This is a genomic window from Streptomyces buecherae (assembly GCF_014295035.1).
GTDB classification, from domain to species: Bacteria; Actinomycetota; Actinomycetes; order Streptomycetales; family Streptomycetaceae; genus Streptomyces; species Streptomyces youssoufiensis.
The window spans coordinates 4574832-4590182 of the sequence record NZ_CP060404.1 but is presented as its reverse complement, the minus strand read 5'-3'; the positions used below and the strand labels follow the sequence as shown (position 1 = coordinate 4590182).

The following is a 15351-nucleotide window of genomic DNA, read 5'->3' as shown; positions in this document are numbered from 1 at the left end:
GAGGGTGGGCTCCGTTCGGCGCCGGACCGATGCGCCCCGGACCTCGCCGCCAGGGCGTGTCCCACACACGGCGTCGGGTGGGCTGTACGCAAGGCAGGACAGCGGCACGGAGCACCTGGCGGCGCGCGCGGACAGGCGAACCACAAGGTGGTCGAGCGGCGACGGGCTGCGGAACCGCTAGCCGGCCGATCGGCAAAAGGCGCGCTATGCCCGGCATGTCAGACTCATTTCCAGCCACTGTCGCGCACCACCCAGGCCGGCGCTCCCCGGCGGAACGCGCGCCGGCCGACGAACTTCCCAGCCGGCCACCGCGACCACCGGCACCGCCCGCTCAGGGCCCAGGCAGCAGCTCCCGCTGGGCGAACAACGGCAGGCACGCACGCGCGCCACGACGGGGGCAGCGATGCCGCGTGGCAACACGACAAGGGGTAACGCGAGCGACGAGCCCCGGGGTCGTCAGCGTGGCGCGCGCCGCCGACCGGGCCGTATGACGCCAGGGGGACGCGGCGTGACGGCTCGACAGGAACGCGAAGGAGGACCAACGCGCGGCATGCCCGCATGTCGCAGGGCGACTCCACGCGCCGCACCGGGCCGAGGGGCCTCGCTCGTCGAGGCTGTCACGGTGCCCGGCGGCAGGGATCGGCTCGGTGGCAACGCTCCAGGTGAGCGCGCGTGCGAGACGACCGAAAGGGTGTGCCCCGTAGGGCGGTCGCGGTCCGCCAGCGGCTATCCGACCGCCGCGTAGTCGCTGTCGTAGTGGTCGTACTCGTCGTCATCGAGGCCGACGGGCAGGATGCCCGCGCCGCGCTCGTACTCCGTGCGCGCGGTCTCCAGGAGTCTGCGCCAGGACGTGACCGTCGGGCGGCGGCGCAGCAGCGCCCTCCGCTCCCGCTCGGTCATGCCGCCCCACACGCCGAACTCGACGCGGTTGTCCAGCGCGTCCGCGAGGCACTCCGTGCGCACCGGGCAACCGGTGCAGACGGCCTTGGCCCTGTTCTGCGCCGCGCCTTGTACGAAAAGTTCATCCGGATCGGTAGTGCGGCAGGCTGCCTGCGCACTCCAGTCGGTTACCCAGCCCATGCTGGCGCCGTCCTCTCCCGAATTGAGGCTCCCCCACGGCGACAAACGGCATATTCACCGTCGCCAGTTGAGGACGTTACGGAAGGCAGGCAGGGCGCAACACCCCCTGCGGGCCCAATCTTGAATGGCCCGAACGGACTATGCGTACGCGGCAGATCACCCAACGGAGTGACCTGACGACATTGACGTCTTTTCCGACAATGCAGTGCAGATTCCCCTCAACATTTGGGGCAATCTCGCGACACCTACCGACAATGCGGACAGGTCTCATCACTCACTGGAGTGACAGCTGAGGTGTTGCGGCAGCGTACGACTGGGGCTGGCGAGAAACAGCGTATGCGAACAGGCGGGCGCCTGTCCGGCGAATGAGAACGTAGGCTGCCTCCATGGGAAAGAAGCGCTCCGGCGGAGGTCTCACGACGACCCAGCAGGCCGCGAAGTTCCTCGGCGTCAGCGTGCTGGCCGGAGCCGTGCTGGCGGGCATCGCGCTGCCCGCGGCGGGTGTGCTCGGCCTGGCGGCCAAGGGTTCCGTCGAAGGCTTCGACGAAATACCGGCCAACATGAAGACGCCGCCGCTCAGCGAGCGGACCACGATCCTCGACGTCAAGGGCAACGAGATCGCGAAGATCTACTCCCGCGACCGGACCGTGGTGGACCTGGCGGACATCTCCCCGCACATGCAGAAGGCGATCGTCGCCATCGAGGACGCGCGCTTCTACGAGCACGGCGCGGTGGACCTCAAGGGCGTGCTGCGCGCACTGAACAAGAACGCGCAGTCCGGCGGCGTCTCCGAGGGCGCGTCCACGCTCACCCAGCAGTACGTGAAGAACGTCTTCATCGAAGAGGCCGGCAACGACTCGGGCAAGTTCGCCGCCGCCACCGAGCAGAGCATCGGCCGCAAGATCAAGGAACTGAAGTACGCGATCCAGGTCGAGAAGGAGCTGGGCAAGAAGCGCATCCTGCAGAACTACCTGAACATCACGTTCTTCGGGCAGCAGGCGTACGGCGTGGAGGCCGCCGCCCGGCGCTACTTCAGCAAGAGCGCCAAGGACCTCAACCTGGAGCAGTCGGCGCTGCTCGCCGGTCTCGTCCAGTCGCCGAGCCGGTACGACCCGGTCAACGATCCGCGCGAAGCGACCAAACGACGCAACATGGTGCTCAAGCGCATGGCCGACGTGAAGGACATCACGCCGCAGCAGGCCGAGGCCGCACGCAAGAAGCCGCTCGGCCTCAAGGTCAGCAAGCCCAAGAACGGCTGCATCACCGCCGTCCGCGGAGCCGGCTTCTTCTGCGACTACGTGCGCCAGTCCTTCCTCACCGACCCGATCTTCGGCAAGACGTCCAAGGAACGGGCCAAGCGCTGGAACCAGGGCGGCCTGACCATCCGTACGACGCTCGACCCGCAGGCACAGAACGCCGTGCAGAAGTCGATCACCGATCACGTCTACCAGACGGACTCGGTAGCCACCGCCGTCACGCTGGTCGAGCCGGGCTCGGGCCGGGTCATCGGGATGGGGCAGTCGCGGCCGTACGGCTTCGGCGACAACGAGACCCAGATCAACCTGTCGGCCGACCGGACGATGGGCGGCTCGAACTTCGGCTTCCAGACTGGTTCGACGTTCAAGCCGATCACCGCTGCCGCGGCCCTGGAGAAGGGCAAGCCGCCGCACCAGGAGTACTCGTCGCCGTACGAGATGGAGTACCCGAGCCCGGTGGCCACGTGTAAGGGCCACTGGCGTAACGACAAGAACGATCCCGCGACCGTGGCGAACGAGAATCGCGGCGAGGTCGGCCCGTACCGGATGCCGGAGGCGACCGCGAAGTCGGTCAACACCTACTTCGTCCAGTTGATCAGCGAGATCGGCGTCTGCCCGGTCACCGAGCTGGCCGCCAAGATGGGCATGCACCCGGCGAGTGGCGACAAGATCAAGCAGGTGCCGTCCGTCACCCTCGGCAGTGAGGGCATGTCCCCGCTGACCATGGCCAACGCGTACGCGACCTTCGCCAACCGGGGCGTCTACTGCACGCCCGTCTTCATCGACTCGATCACCGGGCCGGGCGGCAAGAAGCTGAAGGTGCCGGAGTCGACCTGCTCGCGGGCCATGTCGACCAAGACGGCCGACACGATCAACACCCTGCTGCGCGGCGTCGTCGAGGACGGCACCGGCAGGAAGGCGGGGCTGAGCAGCCGGGCCAGCGCGGGCAAGACGGGTACGACGGACGAGCGGAAGGCCGCCTGGTTCGTCGGGTACACGCCGAACATGGCGGGTGCCGTGTGGGTCGGCAGCCCCGGTCCGAAGGACGTCGAGATGGTGGACATCACGATCGGTGGCGTCCATCACGAGAAGGTGTTCGGCGCCGACACACCGGGTCCGATCTGGAAGGACGCGATGAGCGGCGCGCTGGAGGGCAAGCCGGCGCCCGGCTTCAAGACCGTGCGCATCGACGACCCCGACAAGAAGAAAAAGAAGAAGCCGGGACGCGGCGACGACGACAAGCCGCGTAAGCCCCACAAGCCGGCGCGCCCCGGGGGCGACAAGGGCGACGACGACCCGTGGCCCGACATCACCATCCCGCCGGGCGTGATCGGCGGCGGCGACGGCGACAGCGGTGACCGAGGCAACGGCGGCCGGGGTAACGGCGGTGGCAACGGCAACGGCGGCTGGCCGGACTTCGGCTAGGCGAGCCGGGGCGGAGCGGTAGCGGTAGCGGTAGTACGGCGGGGTCCGTCGTACTACTACGGGAGGGGGCGGGTGGCGCTGCTGCGCCGCCCGCCCCCTCCCGCGTACGCGGTTCCCCCGTGCGCCCCCGCCGCGCGCCTCCCGCCCGGCGGGGGCCCGGCGGGCAGGGGCCCGCCGGGCGCGGGGTCCGCCGGGCGCGGGGCCCCTACTCGCTCCCTACGAGGCGCCGGATCAGCCGGCCAGGGCGCGCTTGACCGCGGCGGCCACCCGGCCGCCCTCGGCCCGGCCGGCGACCTTCGGGTTCACGATCTTCATCACGGCGCCCATCGCGCGCGGGCCCTCGGCCCCGGCGGCCTTGGCCTCCGCGACCGCCTCGCTGACCAGCGCGTTCAGCTCGTCGTCGGTGAGCTGCTTGGGCAGGTACTCGGCGAGCACCTCGCCCTCCGCGCGCTCCCGCTCCGCCGACTCCGCCCGACCGCCATCGGCGAACGCCTCGGCCGCCTCGCGACGCTTCTTCGCCTCGCGCGCGATGATCTTCTCCACCTCGGCATCGGACAGCTCGCGGGCGGTCTCGCCCGCGACCTCCTCCTTGGTGATGGCCGTGATGGTGAGCCGCAACGTGGAAGAGCGCAGCTCATCGCGGGCCCTGATGGCTGCGGTGAGGTCGTCCTGAAGCCTGGTCTTGAGCGTGGTCATGCCGTCGAGTCTGCCAGGAGGCCGGGCCGGGCGCCCTGTGATTTCAGGGGTGCCGCGGGTTCTGCGACGATGGGATCATGCGCGCGCGATACGGAGCACCCCTGGGAATCACCGCTGGAATCACGGCAGTCGGCGCGGCCGGCCTGGCCTACGCCGCGGGCTTCGAAGCCCGCTCGTTCCGGCTCCGACGCGTCAGCGTCCCGGTACTGCCACCGGGCGCGGAACCGCTCCGGGTGCTCCAGGTCTCCGACATCCACATGGTGTCAGGGCAGCGCAAGAAGCGGCACTGGCTCCAGAAGCTGGCCGGGCTGCGGCCCGACTTCGTGGTCAACACCGGCGACAACCTCTCCGACCCGGAGGCGGTACCCGAGGTGCTGGACGCCCTCGGTCCGCTCCTGGAGTTCCCCGGCACGTACGTCTTCGGCTCGAACGACTACTACGGCCCCAAGCTGCGCAACCCGGCCCGCTACCTGCTGGAGAAGGCCAGCGGCCGGCACGGCCTCAACGGCAACCCGCCGGTCGTGGGCGCGGTGCACAACCCGTGGGAGGAGCTGCGGGACGCGTTCGACGCGGCGGGCTGGATCGGCCTGTCCAACACCCGGGGACGGCTGAAGCTGGACGGCTTCGAGATCGCCCTGACCGGCCTGGACGATCCGCACATCAAGCGCGACCGGTACGCGAAGGTGGCCGGCGGCCCGGAGACGGACGCCGACCTGTCCCTGGCGATCGTCCACGCCCCGTACCTCCGCAGCCTGGACGCCTTCACCGCCGACGGCTACCCCCTGATCCTCGCGGGCCACACGCACGGCGGCCAGGTCTGCATCCCCTTCTACGGGGCCCTGGTCACCAACTGCGACCTGGACACGGAGCGGGTCAAGGGCCTGTCCACCCACCGCGCCGGCGGCAACCGCTCCTACCTCCACGTCTCCGCCGGCTGCGGCACCAACCGCTACACCCCCATCCGCTTCGCCTGCCCGCCAGAGGCCACCCTGCTGACCTTGACTCCGCGGGAGGGGTAGGGGCGGCGGGGGAAGGGTGGGGTGGGGTGCAATGGTGGGCGCGGTGATGCGGCTCACGGGGGCGGTGGGGCCGGCGCTGATCGTTGACTGTGCCCCGTCCCGCCCCGACCCCGGCTTCCGCACGCCGTGCGTCGGCCCAGGTCGGCCCGGTGGGTGGGGGCCGGGGATGGGCCGGACGGGGCTTCGGAACCGGATTTCGTCTACGGCGGCGGGTCCGCTAAAGTAGAGCTCGTTGCTTCGGGGTGTAGCGCAGCTTGGCAGCGCGCTTCGTTCGGGACGAAGAGGTCGTGGGTTCAAATCCCGCCACCCCGACTGTGAAGTAGCAGATCAGGGCCACTGACTCACGCGAGTCGGTGGCCCTGACTCGTTATCGGTGATCGTTAGGGAGAAACGCGGAGACGACCTCGGTCGACTCTCCTCCCCGACAGTCCTGCATCTCGAAGCCAACAACCCGACAGCCCTCGCGTCGAAGGGCGCCCCGAGTAGCGACAGCCGGATACGGCGGCGGGGGAGCGGGGGCGGCCCAGCCAGGGGAACACAGTCCGCCCGGAGCGCTGAAGGCAGGTACGGCTGGCGGCGTGCCGTGCGCACACTGACGGGCAGGTGACGACCTGGCCCGCCAAGAGAGGCCGCCGCCGAAGGCGAAGAGCAGGACACGGGGGCCGGAGGGGAGGTCGCCGCGCTCGGCGAGCTTGGCGAGGGTCCAACGGAACTGACGCGGCCGAGATGTTGCCGGAGTCGATGGCGTCCTTGGCGACGATCACATCGTCGGGCAGGCCGAGTTGGCGTGTGACGGTCTCGATGATGCGGAGGTCGGCCTGGTGCGTGGGCGACGGCCGCTCCAGTCGGTGGCGTCGGACATCTCCTCGGCGCCGATCATCAGGGGGCACGCCGGGCCGCGCACGCCCGTAGGGCGTAGGCCGCGCCGGGGGCGGGGCGTCAGTGGTCTTCGCTCGGACGGTGTGGGCCGGGCGCGACGCGAGCGGCCCGGGCTCCCCCGGTTGTGGGCAGCTTGTGACGCCTGGATCGACTACGTCGAGACCGAGCGCGAGGTCTTCCCCGGGGGCTGCCTCCGACCAGGGAATTCAGCTCCTCGCCGACCCTGCCTCCGCCGCGCGCACCCGACGGGCCCTGGCTCGCCTCCTCGGCCGTGAGGCGCGGGCCCGGCCTCCCCCCGTACCGAACCGGTCCTGCTTGGATGGGGCCGGAGCCCCGGGGTTCGGGGGCGCGCGACGCACGGGCGCGGCGTGGGCGGCGCGCCCGCGGCATGCGTCGGCGGCCCGTGCGCCGCCTCTGTCGGGTGGGGTAGGGCGGAGCGCCGTAGCCGTGTGGCGTCGAACGTCGTTCTCCCCCAGATGGCGCACGTCGGCAAGGCCGCACCGGGTGCCTGATCTGGCACAGTCCTACGCGTTGAGGATGTGGCCGCGCACCGTCTCCCCCGCTCCGGGCGGTGGGCGCGCCAACGCCGAGGGAGCGGTCCGTGAGGAGAACGATGGGTGTCGCCACGGCGCGGACCGCCGACATCGCCGTGACGGGGCTCGGGGTGCTTTCGCCTGTCGGGCTGACGCCCGAGGCGAACTGGGCCGGGTTGTGTCGGGGGCGTTCGGTCGCCGCGTACGACGCGGAACTCGCGGGGTTGCCGGTCGACTTCTCCTGTCGGGTGCCCGGGTTCGACGCCGCGGCGGAGTTGGGCGCGCGGTGGGCGCGGCGTACCGACCGGTTCAGCCAGTTCGCGGTGGCCGCGGCGCGGCGGGCGGTGGCCGACGCGGGGCTCGACCCCGGCGCGTGGGACGGCGAGCGGGTCGGCGTGGTGCTTGGTGTCGGGTCCAACAGCCTGCACACGTACACCGCCGAGTTCCGCGAGCTGAACGACGATCGGCCGGACCGTGTGTCGCCGCTGGCCCTGCCGCGCAGCGTGCCGAACATGGCCGCCGGGGAGGTGGCGATGGACCTGGGGGCGTGCGGGCCTGGCTTCACCACCGCCAGTGCCTGCGCGTCGGGCGCGACCGCCATCGGCGTGGCCCGGGACCTGTTGCGCGGGGGCGCGTGCGACGTCGTGCTCGCCGGCGGGAGCGAGTCGGCCTGCTGTCGGATGAGCGCCACGTGCTTCGCGCGGCTGCGGGCGCTGTCCCGCCGGACCGCCGAACCGGAGCTGGCCAGCCGTCCCTTCGACGCCGACCGCGACGGGTTCGTACTGGGTGAGGGCGCGGCGGTGCTGGTCATGGAGCGGTACGCCGGCGCGCGGGCGCGCCGAGCCCGGGTGCGCGCGCTCCTGCGCGGTTACGGCGGTACCAGCGACGCCCACCACCCCATCGCGCCGCTCCCGGACGGCAGTGGCGCGGCACGTGCGATCCGGATCGCCCTGCGGGACGCGGAGTGCGCGCCGCACGAGATCGGGCACGTGAACGCGCACGGCACCTCGACACGCCTCAACGACGCCGCCGAGGCAGCCGCGTTGAGCCGGGTGTTCGGGCAGCACCCGCCGCCGGTGACGGCGCCCAAGAGCGTCGTCGGGCACGCCCTCGGCGCCGCCGGGGCGCTTGAGGCGGCGTACACGGTCCTCAGCCTTGAGCACCAGGTGATCCCGCCGATCGCCAACTTCGGCCACCAGGACGGGGACCACAAGCTGGACGTGGTCGCCGGCGCACCGCGCCGCGCCGCGATGTCCGCCGCGATCACCTGCTCGTTCGGCTTCGGCGGCCACAACGCGGTGCTGCTCTTCACGACCGAGTGACGGGGTGGATGTGCCGGGCCTCAGCCCTGGGCCCCGGGGAGTGCGGCGCGCGGCGGCGCCGGCGCACGGGGGCGGACGGCGCGGGGTGGCTACGGAGCGCCGCCCGCCGGCGGTCAGTGGTGCGTCGGTGGCTTGGAGGCGCGCAGCGAGTACATCAGGGGGACGCGCGGTTGGTCGGGGGGCAGCCGGTAGTACGGGGTGCCGGCCTCGGGCTGGAGCGAGCCGAAGCGCGGGAAGAGCGTCATGTCGTGCTCGTGCAGGAACTCGATGCGCAGCCCCGCGGCGGCCAGGGCACTGATCACCGAGCCCAGCGGATGCTGCCACTCCACTCGACGGTTACAGCTGGTCGGGGCGGTGGTGTCGGCATACGTGCCGGGGGTCTCGTCGATCCATGGCTCGCGGTTGAAGTAGTCGTACGCGATGCGGCTGGCGGTCGCCTCGTCGAGCGCGTCCACCAGCGGGTGGAACTCGGAGAGGTAGAGGAAGCCGCCCGGCGCGACGAGGGCCGCGACCGTCTCCGCCCAGCGCACGATGTCGGGCAACCAGCACAGCGCGCCGATGCCCGTGTAGACGATGTCGTACGCGGTGTCCGGCACGGCCTCCACCGCGTCGTAGACGTCGGCCGCGACGAAGCACGCGCGGTCGGGTCCGTAGCCCAGCTCGGCGGCGAGGTCGCGGGCGGCTTCCACGGCCGGCGCGGAGAAGTCGAGGCCGACGACGTGGGACGCGCCACGGCGGGCGAGGGAGAGGGTGTCGAGACCTATATGGCACTGGAGGTGCAGGACGCTCTTGCCGGTGACGTCGCCGAGTTCGTCGGCCTGGAAATCGCACAGCGGGTCCCTGCCCGCGCGGAAGGCGTCGAGGTCGTAGAAGTCGCTGGTCAGGTGGATGGGAACCCGCTCGTCCCACATGGCGCGGTTCGCTTCTCGCCAGTCATCGGGGGCAGGGAGATGTGCCATGCCCGGGAGGTTATCCACAGGCAGAAAGGCTCGCCAGCGAGTTGTGGGTCGGTCGGCGCAGAATGGGGTCATGACTGAGAGCAGCGAAGCGGTGCGGGGCGGTGCCGGCCAGGCGGACGGGAGCACGGGCGGGAGCGCGGAGCGCGGCGACCGGGAGGGTAGCGGCGGCCGGGCAGCGGGTGCGGCCGGCGCCGTGGGCGCGGAGTGGCCGGACTGGGAGAAGCGGTTTCGCGCGGCGCGCGTGGGGCTGCCGGACTGGGCGGAGGGCGCGCCCGAGCGGTCGCTGTTCGTCTCGAACGCCACGGGGACGTACGAGCTGTACGCCTGGGACCGCACCACGGGCGAGCAGCGCCAGGTGACCGACCGGCCGAACGGTACGACGGACGGCGTGCTGTCCCCCGACGGCCAGTCGATCTGGTGGTTCTCCGACACCGACGGGGACGAGTTCGGGATATGGCAGCGGCAGCCGTTCACGGGCGGGCCCGACGAGCCGGCCGTGCCTGGCCTCGCGGCCTCCTACCCGGCGGGGCTCGCGCTCGGCCTGGACGGCACGGCGGTCATCGGCCGCTCCACGGACGAGGACGGCTCGGTCATCCACGTCGTACGGGGTGCTCGCGCGGCGAGCGGCACCGGTGCCAGCACGGGCACGGGCACTCTGGCGGCCCGGCCCGAGGCGGCGGGCGCGGCCGACGTCGAGCCGGGCGGGGGCCGGGGCCCCGCCCCCGTGGAGATCTACCGACACCGCCAGTCGGCGGGTGTCGGCGACCTCTCGCACGACTCGACCCTGATCGCCATCGAGCACACCGAGCACGGTGACGCGATGCACTCGGCGATCCGGGTGGTGCGCCTGGACGGCACCACCGTCGCCGAGCTGGACGACACCAAGGGCGGCGCCGAGGAGCTGGGACTCGCGGTGCTGGGCTTCGCTCCGGTGTCGGGCGACCCGCGGCTGCTCGTGGGCCACCAGCGGAGCGGTCGGTGGGAGCCGATGATCTGGAACCCGCTCACCGGCGAGGAGCGCGCGCTCACCATCGACCTGCCCGGTGACGTGGGCGCCGAGTGGTATCCGGACGGCACAGCCCTGCTCGTCGACCACAGCTACCAGGCGCGCAGCGAGCTGTGGCGATACGACCTGGCCTCCGGCGAGCTGTCGCGGGTGGAGACGCCCAAGGGCACCATCTCGGGCGCGACGGCCAGGCCCGACGGCTCGGTGGAGTTCCTGTGGTCGTCCGCCCAGCACCCCCCGCAGGTCCGCTCGACGACCGGCCGCGTCGTCCTGGAACCCCCGCCGCTGCCGGGCGGGCTCAGCCGCGCCCCGGACTCGGTGCCGGTGGAGGACGCGTGGGTGGAGGGCCCGGCCGGCCCGGTGCACGCGCTGGTGCAACGCCCGGCGGGCGAGGGACCGTTCCCCACCGTCTTCGACATCCACGGCGGGCCGACCTGGCACGACAGCGACGCGTTCGCGGCCGGCCCGGCCGCCTGGGTGGACCACGGCTACGCGGTGGTGCGGGTGAACTACCGGGGCTCGACGGGTTACGGGCGGGCCTGGACCGACGCGCTCAAGCACCGCGTCGGGCTGATCGAGCTGGAGGACATCGACGCGGTGCGCGCGTGGGCCGTCTCCTCCGGGCTGGCCGACCCGCGGCGGCTGGTGCTCAGCGGCGGCTCGTGGGGCGGCTATCTGACGCTGCTCGGCCTCGGCACCCAGCCCGACGTGTGGGCCGTGGGCCTGGCCGCGGTGCCGGTGGCCGACTACGTCACGGCGTACCACGACGAGATGGAGGCGCTGAAGGCGATGGACCGCACGCTCCTCGGCGGGACCCCGGAGGAGGTGCCCGAGCGGTTCGCGGCCTCGTCCCCGCTCACCTACGTCGACCAGGTCCGGGCGCCGGTCTACATCTCGGCCGGCGTGAACGACCCGCGCTGCCCGATCCGCCAGGTCGAGAACTACGTCACCCGGCTCGAGCAGCGCGGCGCGGTGCACGAGGTGTACCGGTACGACGCCGGGCACGGCTCCCTCGTCGTGGAGGAACGGATCAAGCAGGTGCGGATGGAAATAGCGTTCGCGGAGCGGCACCTGGGGCGCGACGGCCAGCCGAACTCCACGGCTGACACCGTCGGCCCGGCCAGCGCCTCGGACGGGTCCACGGGAAGCGCCGCCTCAGACCCGGCCACTGTCGCCGGCTCGTAGCGCCGGGCTGCTTACGGGACGGTTGGGCGCGGGACGGCGGGACATACCGCCGGCCCGGCCCGTCGCCCGATGGACGAGCGGCGCGCGGACGGGACGCGGGGGGCTGGCGGGCGAGCGGCGTGCTGCGGGCCGGCGGTACGCCGTGGACCCGGGCGCGCCGTGGGTCAGCGGTACCCGCGCGGAACCGGTGCGCCCGCCGGGGGGCGGGCCACGGTGCGCGGCGCGACACGAGGGACGGTGCGCGGCGCGAGGGCAGCCCCGCGCGTCCAGGGCCGGGTGGAGCCCGTCAGCCGCGGGTCGCCCCGGCCGCCTCGGGGGCGGGCGCCGACTCCGGCGCGCGGCCCTGGTCGGGTCGCCGCTCCGGGGCTGACGCCTCCGGGGTCGGGTCGGGCGAGGCGGCGTCGTGGGCGGCGGGGCCGGGGTCGTCGGGGCTGTCCGGTCCGTCGGAGGGGCCGGGTCCGGAATCATCGGAAGGAGGGACGATACCCAAGGCCACGTCGCGGGCGTGCTCCACCTCGCGGCGGAAGAGCCGGAACCACATGAAGATGACGAAGCCAGCGAAGACGAACCACTCACCGGTGTAGCCCAGGTTCTGGAACGCCTTCAGGTCGAGCCCGGTGCCCTCGGCCGCGGCCGGCGGCACGGGCTCCAGCGGGGCGGCGGCCTTTGTGACGGTGACCCACGCGTTGTGCACGTCGTACGGCACGAGGTTGACCAGCGTCGCCGCGCTGATCATGCCGAGCTGCCCCTTCGGCAGGCCGCCGCGTGCCTGGACGCCGTTGCTGGTGCTGTGTTCCGACGCCTGGAGCGCACCGACCACGGTGACCTCGCCGGCCGGTACGGCGGGGACCTTGGCCCGGTCCACCGGGGAGTCCGCGTCGCCGGGCAGCCAGCCTCGTACGACGGGCAGGGCACGGTCGCCGTCGATGCGCAGCAGCGTGAGGACGTAGAAGCCCTCGCGGTCGTCCAGCGAACGGTCCGGGACGAGCAACTGCCGCGCGGCGTCGTACCGTCCGACCGCCCTGGCCTGCCGGCCCGAGGTCTCCGTGGTCACGGGCAGCAGTTCGTCGAGGGGGGCGACGGCAGCCGACTCCGCCTCGGCGGCGTGGTCCTGCTGCTCCTGGTGCGAGTCCACCCGCGACTCGAAGCGGCCGAGCTGCCAGCTACCCATGAACAGGCACAGCGGGATGCTCAGCGCGGCGAAGACGTTGATCCCCCACCACCGGGGCGTCAGCAGAAACCGATACACACCACCACGGTACGGGCTGGCACCGCGGAGGAAGCAGGAGGGGCCTCGGCCACCGGGGTTCGGAGGGGGCGGGAGGCGGGGCGGGGAGGGGGGAGGGGAGGGGAGGGGGGAGGGGAGGGGAGGGGGGAGGGGAGGGGAGGGGGGAGGGGGGAGGGCCCCCGGGGGGGGAGAGACAATACAGACGAGCCGACAACCGCCCTCCCCCGCCATCCCGCCCAGCACCCACCCACGAGGCACCCCATCGCCCTCCGGCGGGCGCTACGGGTCAGTGACCCGATCCAGCGATACGGCCCAGCACCAGGCCAGCGTCGCCGCACTCCCCCGCCAGCCGACACAGACCAAGGTCACAGCCGCCGACACAGGACACACCACGGCCCGCGAACGGGCCGGCGTCGCCGCTCGCCCTACGGGCTGGGCAGGGCTCCGGTGTGGTAGACGGTGCCGGCGCACGCCTCGGGGACGGTGGCGCTGGCCACCACGGGGTCGCCCGCGTCCGGTGTGTGGCTGATGACCACGCTCGACGGGGGGGCGGGTTCCTCGCCGCCACCGCCGCCACCGGTGCCGCTGCCAGGGCCCGCGGTGTCGCCGGGTGCCTCGGAGGCCGGCGGGCCCTCCACCGGGGTCTTCTGGGGCTCCCCGGTCGTCGGCGTGGGGCTCGGCGTACTGGTGTCGGCGCACCCCGAGGCGCCGCCGCCCGGGGTGGGAATCCAGGCGTACCGCACCTCGTACGCCTGGCCGGGCTGCAGGATGAGCTCCTCGGTGGCGGCCGAGGGCGGGGGCAACTGGGTGGCCGGGTCGCCCACCGTGTGGTCGACGACCTGGACGCTGGACGGGTCGGCCGCGCCCTGGGCCATCGCGCCGACGACGCCGCTGCCCTCGACGGTGCAGGGGTCGCCCGAGGTGTTGACGACGCGGAACGAGCCGTACACCTGGCCCTCCGCGTCGGCCGCGCTCGCGCTGCTCCCGCCGTCGCCGAGTTGGTCCCTGGCGCAGGTCGGCGAGGTGGCGGCCAGGGTGCTCGACGGGTTGAGCGGGGGCGGGGCGACGGAGTGGGTGGGCCGCGGAGTGGGCTTGTCCTTCTTCTTTTCCTTCTTGTCTTCTTTCGCCTTTTCCTTGTCCTTCTCGGACGGCCGCTTCGACTGCTCGTCCTTCGGACCGCCCTCGCCGTGGTGGCCGCCGGTTACCGCTTCGGGGGTGCGCTCGCTGCTCGCGGCGTTGGCCGGGCGGCCGTGCGAGTCGTCGCCGATGGCGGTCACGTGCACGAAGGCGGGGATCGCCGCCCCGCCGAGCACGATGGCGGCGGCCGCGCCGACGAGTGCCTGGCGGCGGCGCGTACGACGGGCCGGTACGGCGCGGCGCAGGTGATCGAGCGCCTCCGGGGTCGGCTCCAGGTTCTCCACGGCGCCCTGGAGCATGCGGCGCAGGGCTTGTTCGTCCAACTCTCCGCCGAGCCCCGCCAACCCGCCGCCGAACTCTTCCCCAGCCGTCTCGGGCTCGGCCGACGCGTCGGCGGACCGGCCCACACTCGCCCCGCCACCACCACCGCCCATGCCGCCCGCGCTCTCGGCGCGCTCGGCCTCGGACCGCTCACATCGCTCGGCCTCGATACGCGCGGCGCCGGCCTGCTCCTCTACGGGTGCGGGCCGCCCCGCCGCCGACTGCCCCGCCACCGGCAGCTCGGCTGTAGGTCGTTGCTCGGACTCGGGTCGGCGTGCCCCTAGCCCGGCGGACTCTGGCTCTTCCGACGCGGGCCGGTCGACCCAGGTGGAGCCGGCCTCGGGCTGGTCGCCGGCCTGCGCGGTGTCGCGCGGAGTGTCGGCCGGGGTGGGTGGTTCGGGGGCGTCCTCGGCGGAGGCTCCTTCGGGCCCGCCGGCGGTGCGCTCCTCGGCGTCGGGGCCAGCGGCCGAACCCGCCGTACCGCCCGGTTCGTCGGAAGAGTTCTCAGCGGCGACGGCCGCCTCGTGGGTCTCGTAACGGCCATGACGATCCTGCCGGTCGGACCCACCCGGCCTCGCGTGCTCGTGGTTCATGCCGGGGCCTCCATGGCGACGCGAAGCGCCGCTATACCGCGCGATCCGTACGCCTTGACCGAACCCAGCGATATTCCGAGGGTTTCCGCGACCTGCGCTTCGGTCATGTCGGCGAAATAGCGCAACACCAGCACCTCGCGCTGCCGGCGCTGCAGTCCACGCATCGCCTGGATCAGTTGGTCGCGCTCCAGCAGTTCGTACGCGCCCTCTTCGGCACTCGCCATGTCGGGCATGGGCTTCGAAAGCAGCTTCAGCCCGAGAATGCGGCGGCGCAATGCGGAGCGGGAAAGATTGACGACGGTCTGGCGCAAATAGGCGAGCGTCTTTTCCGGCTCGCGTACGCGATTGCGCGCGGAATGGACGCGTATGAACGCCTCTTGGACAACGTCCTCACACGACGCCGTATCGTCCAAAAGCAGCGCGGCGAGACCGAGCAGCGACCGGTAATGGGCGCGATAGGTCTCGGTGAGGTGATCGACTGTGGTGCCCGCTGCCATCGCCTCGTCAATGTCCCCGCGCTGTGAAGGTACTTGGACGGGACGAGCGGCTGGCCACGGCGCGATCACCGGCATACCGCCAGAGGTACGCGGGCGCGGCGGGCGCACTGCTGCGCTGCCGCCCCCCAGGGCTGTTGCGATGCCAAGTACCTCTGCCACGCCTGTTGGACACGCTTCCCCCCGTCAGGGTTGTACGCGCGAGGCGCCGTTCCGAG

The 15351-nt window shown here is 72.5% G+C and carries 10 protein-coding genes, 1 tRNA gene and 1 pseudogene; 5 read left to right on the top strand and 7 right to left on the bottom strand.

What is annotated here, in order from left to right:
• Positions 1 to 726: 726 nt before the first annotated feature.
• Positions 727 to 1080, bottom strand: a complete 354-nt coding sequence (locus tag H7H31_RS17785; protein ID WP_176162621.1) for a WhiB family transcriptional regulator — start codon at positions 1078 to 1080, stop codon at positions 727 to 729.
• A gap of 386 nt (positions 1081 to 1466) precedes the next feature.
• Here H7H31_RS17785 and H7H31_RS17780 point away from each other — a divergent pair, with 386 nt between their 5' ends.
• Entirely contained in the window at positions 1467 to 3761 is a 2295-nt protein-coding gene (locus H7H31_RS17780) for a transglycosylase domain-containing protein (protein ID WP_187062843.1), read from the top strand.
• A gap of 231 nt (positions 3762 to 3992) precedes the next feature.
• Here H7H31_RS17780 and H7H31_RS17775 read toward each other — a convergent pair whose 3' ends face one another.
• Entirely contained in the window at positions 3993 to 4457 is a 465-nt protein-coding gene (locus H7H31_RS17775; protein ID WP_187062842.1) for a GatB/YqeY domain-containing protein, read from the bottom strand.
• A 77-nt stretch (positions 4458 to 4534) separates the two neighbouring features.
• Between H7H31_RS17775 and H7H31_RS17770 the strand changes: the two genes are divergently transcribed.
• Both H7H31_RS17770 and H7H31_RS17765 read left to right on the top strand, forming a co-directional pair.
• Positions 4535 to 5476 (top strand): metallophosphoesterase, encoded by a 942-nt coding sequence (locus tag H7H31_RS17770; protein WP_187062841.1) that lies wholly within the window; start codon positions 4535 to 4537, stop codon positions 5474 to 5476.
• A gap of 238 nt (positions 5477 to 5714) precedes the next feature.
• A tRNA-Pro gene (locus tag H7H31_RS17765) sits at positions 5715 to 5788 on the top strand.
• A 284-nt stretch (positions 5789 to 6072) separates the two neighbouring features.
• Here H7H31_RS17765 and H7H31_RS34010 read toward each other — a convergent pair.
• A pseudogene (locus H7H31_RS34010) lies at positions 6073 to 6303 on the bottom strand (3-oxoacyl-[acyl-carrier-protein] synthase III C-terminal domain-containing protein); the annotation flags it as partial.
• A gap of 665 nt (positions 6304 to 6968) precedes the next feature.
• Here H7H31_RS34010 and H7H31_RS17755 point away from each other — a divergent pair.
• Entirely contained in the window at positions 6969 to 8210 is a 1242-nt protein-coding gene (locus H7H31_RS17755; RefSeq protein ID WP_187060564.1) for a beta-ketoacyl-[acyl-carrier-protein] synthase family protein, read from the top strand.
• Positions 8211 to 8323: 113 nt separating this feature from the next.
• On the opposite strand, the gene H7H31_RS17750 is transcribed toward H7H31_RS17755, so the two are convergent.
• A complete protein-coding gene (locus H7H31_RS17750; RefSeq protein ID WP_187060563.1) occupies positions 8324 to 9169 on the bottom strand; it encodes a class I SAM-dependent methyltransferase in 846 nt (281 codons plus the stop codon).
• 70 nt (positions 9170 to 9239) lie between these two features.
• On the opposite strand from H7H31_RS17750, the gene H7H31_RS17745 reads away from it, so the two are divergent.
• Positions 9240 to 11360 carry a S9 family peptidase gene (locus H7H31_RS17745; protein ID WP_187060562.1) on the top strand — a complete coding sequence of 707 codons (2121 nt, stop codon included), beginning with the start codon at positions 9240 to 9242 and terminating at the stop codon, positions 11358 to 11360.
• Between the two features lie 286 nt (positions 11361 to 11646).
• Here the strand turns inward: H7H31_RS17745 and H7H31_RS17740 are convergent, their stop codons facing one another.
• The 3 genes from H7H31_RS17740 to H7H31_RS17730 form a co-directional block, all read right to left on the bottom strand.
• Positions 11647 to 12609, bottom strand: a complete 963-nt coding sequence (locus H7H31_RS17740) for an SURF1 family protein (RefSeq protein ID WP_187117964.1) — start codon at positions 12607 to 12609, stop codon at positions 11647 to 11649.
• A 404-nt stretch (positions 12610 to 13013) separates the two neighbouring features.
• Positions 13014 to 14639, bottom strand: a complete 1626-nt coding sequence (locus tag H7H31_RS17735; RefSeq protein WP_187059809.1) for a hypothetical protein — start codon at positions 14637 to 14639, stop codon at positions 13014 to 13016.
• Positions 14636 to 15211 carry a SigE family RNA polymerase sigma factor gene (locus tag H7H31_RS17730; protein WP_222624680.1) on the bottom strand — a complete coding sequence of 192 codons (576 nt, stop codon included), beginning with the start codon at positions 15209 to 15211 and terminating at the stop codon, positions 14636 to 14638. The genes H7H31_RS17735 and H7H31_RS17730 overlap by 4 nt, the downstream gene beginning before the upstream one ends.
• Positions 15212 to 15351: the final 140 nt, after the last annotated feature.

What these genes read in the sequence shown, in the direction of transcription:
- H7H31_RS17785 (WP_176162621.1), bottom strand. Translation starts at nt 1,080, where the DNA reads ATGGGCTGGGTAACCGACTGGAGTGCGCAGGCAGCCTGCCGCACTACC.
- H7H31_RS17780 (WP_187062843.1), top strand. Translation starts at nt 1,467, where the DNA reads ATGGGAAAGAAGCGCTCCGGCGGAGGTCTCACGACGACCCAGCAGGCC.
- H7H31_RS17775 (WP_187062842.1), bottom strand. Translation starts at nt 4,457, where the DNA reads ATGACCACGCTCAAGACCAGGCTTCAGGACGACCTCACCGCAGCCATC.
- H7H31_RS17770 (WP_187062841.1), top strand. Translation starts at nt 4,535, where the DNA reads ATGCGCGCGCGATACGGAGCACCCCTGGGAATCACCGCTGGAATCACG.
- H7H31_RS17755 (WP_187060564.1), top strand. Translation starts at nt 6,969, where the DNA reads ATGGGTGTCGCCACGGCGCGGACCGCCGACATCGCCGTGACGGGGCTC.
- H7H31_RS17750 (WP_187060563.1), bottom strand. Translation starts at nt 9,169, where the DNA reads ATGGCACATCTCCCTGCCCCCGATGACTGGCGAGAAGCGAACCGCGCC.
- H7H31_RS17745 (WP_187060562.1), top strand. Translation starts at nt 9,240, where the DNA reads ATGACTGAGAGCAGCGAAGCGGTGCGGGGCGGTGCCGGCCAGGCGGAC.
- H7H31_RS17735 (WP_187059809.1), bottom strand. Translation starts at nt 14,639, where the DNA reads ATGAACCACGAGCACGCGAGGCCGGGTGGGTCCGACCGGCAGGATCGT.
- H7H31_RS17730 (WP_222624680.1), bottom strand. Translation starts at nt 15,211, where the DNA reads ATGCCGGTGATCGCGCCGTGGCCAGCCGCTCGTCCCGTCCAAGTACCT.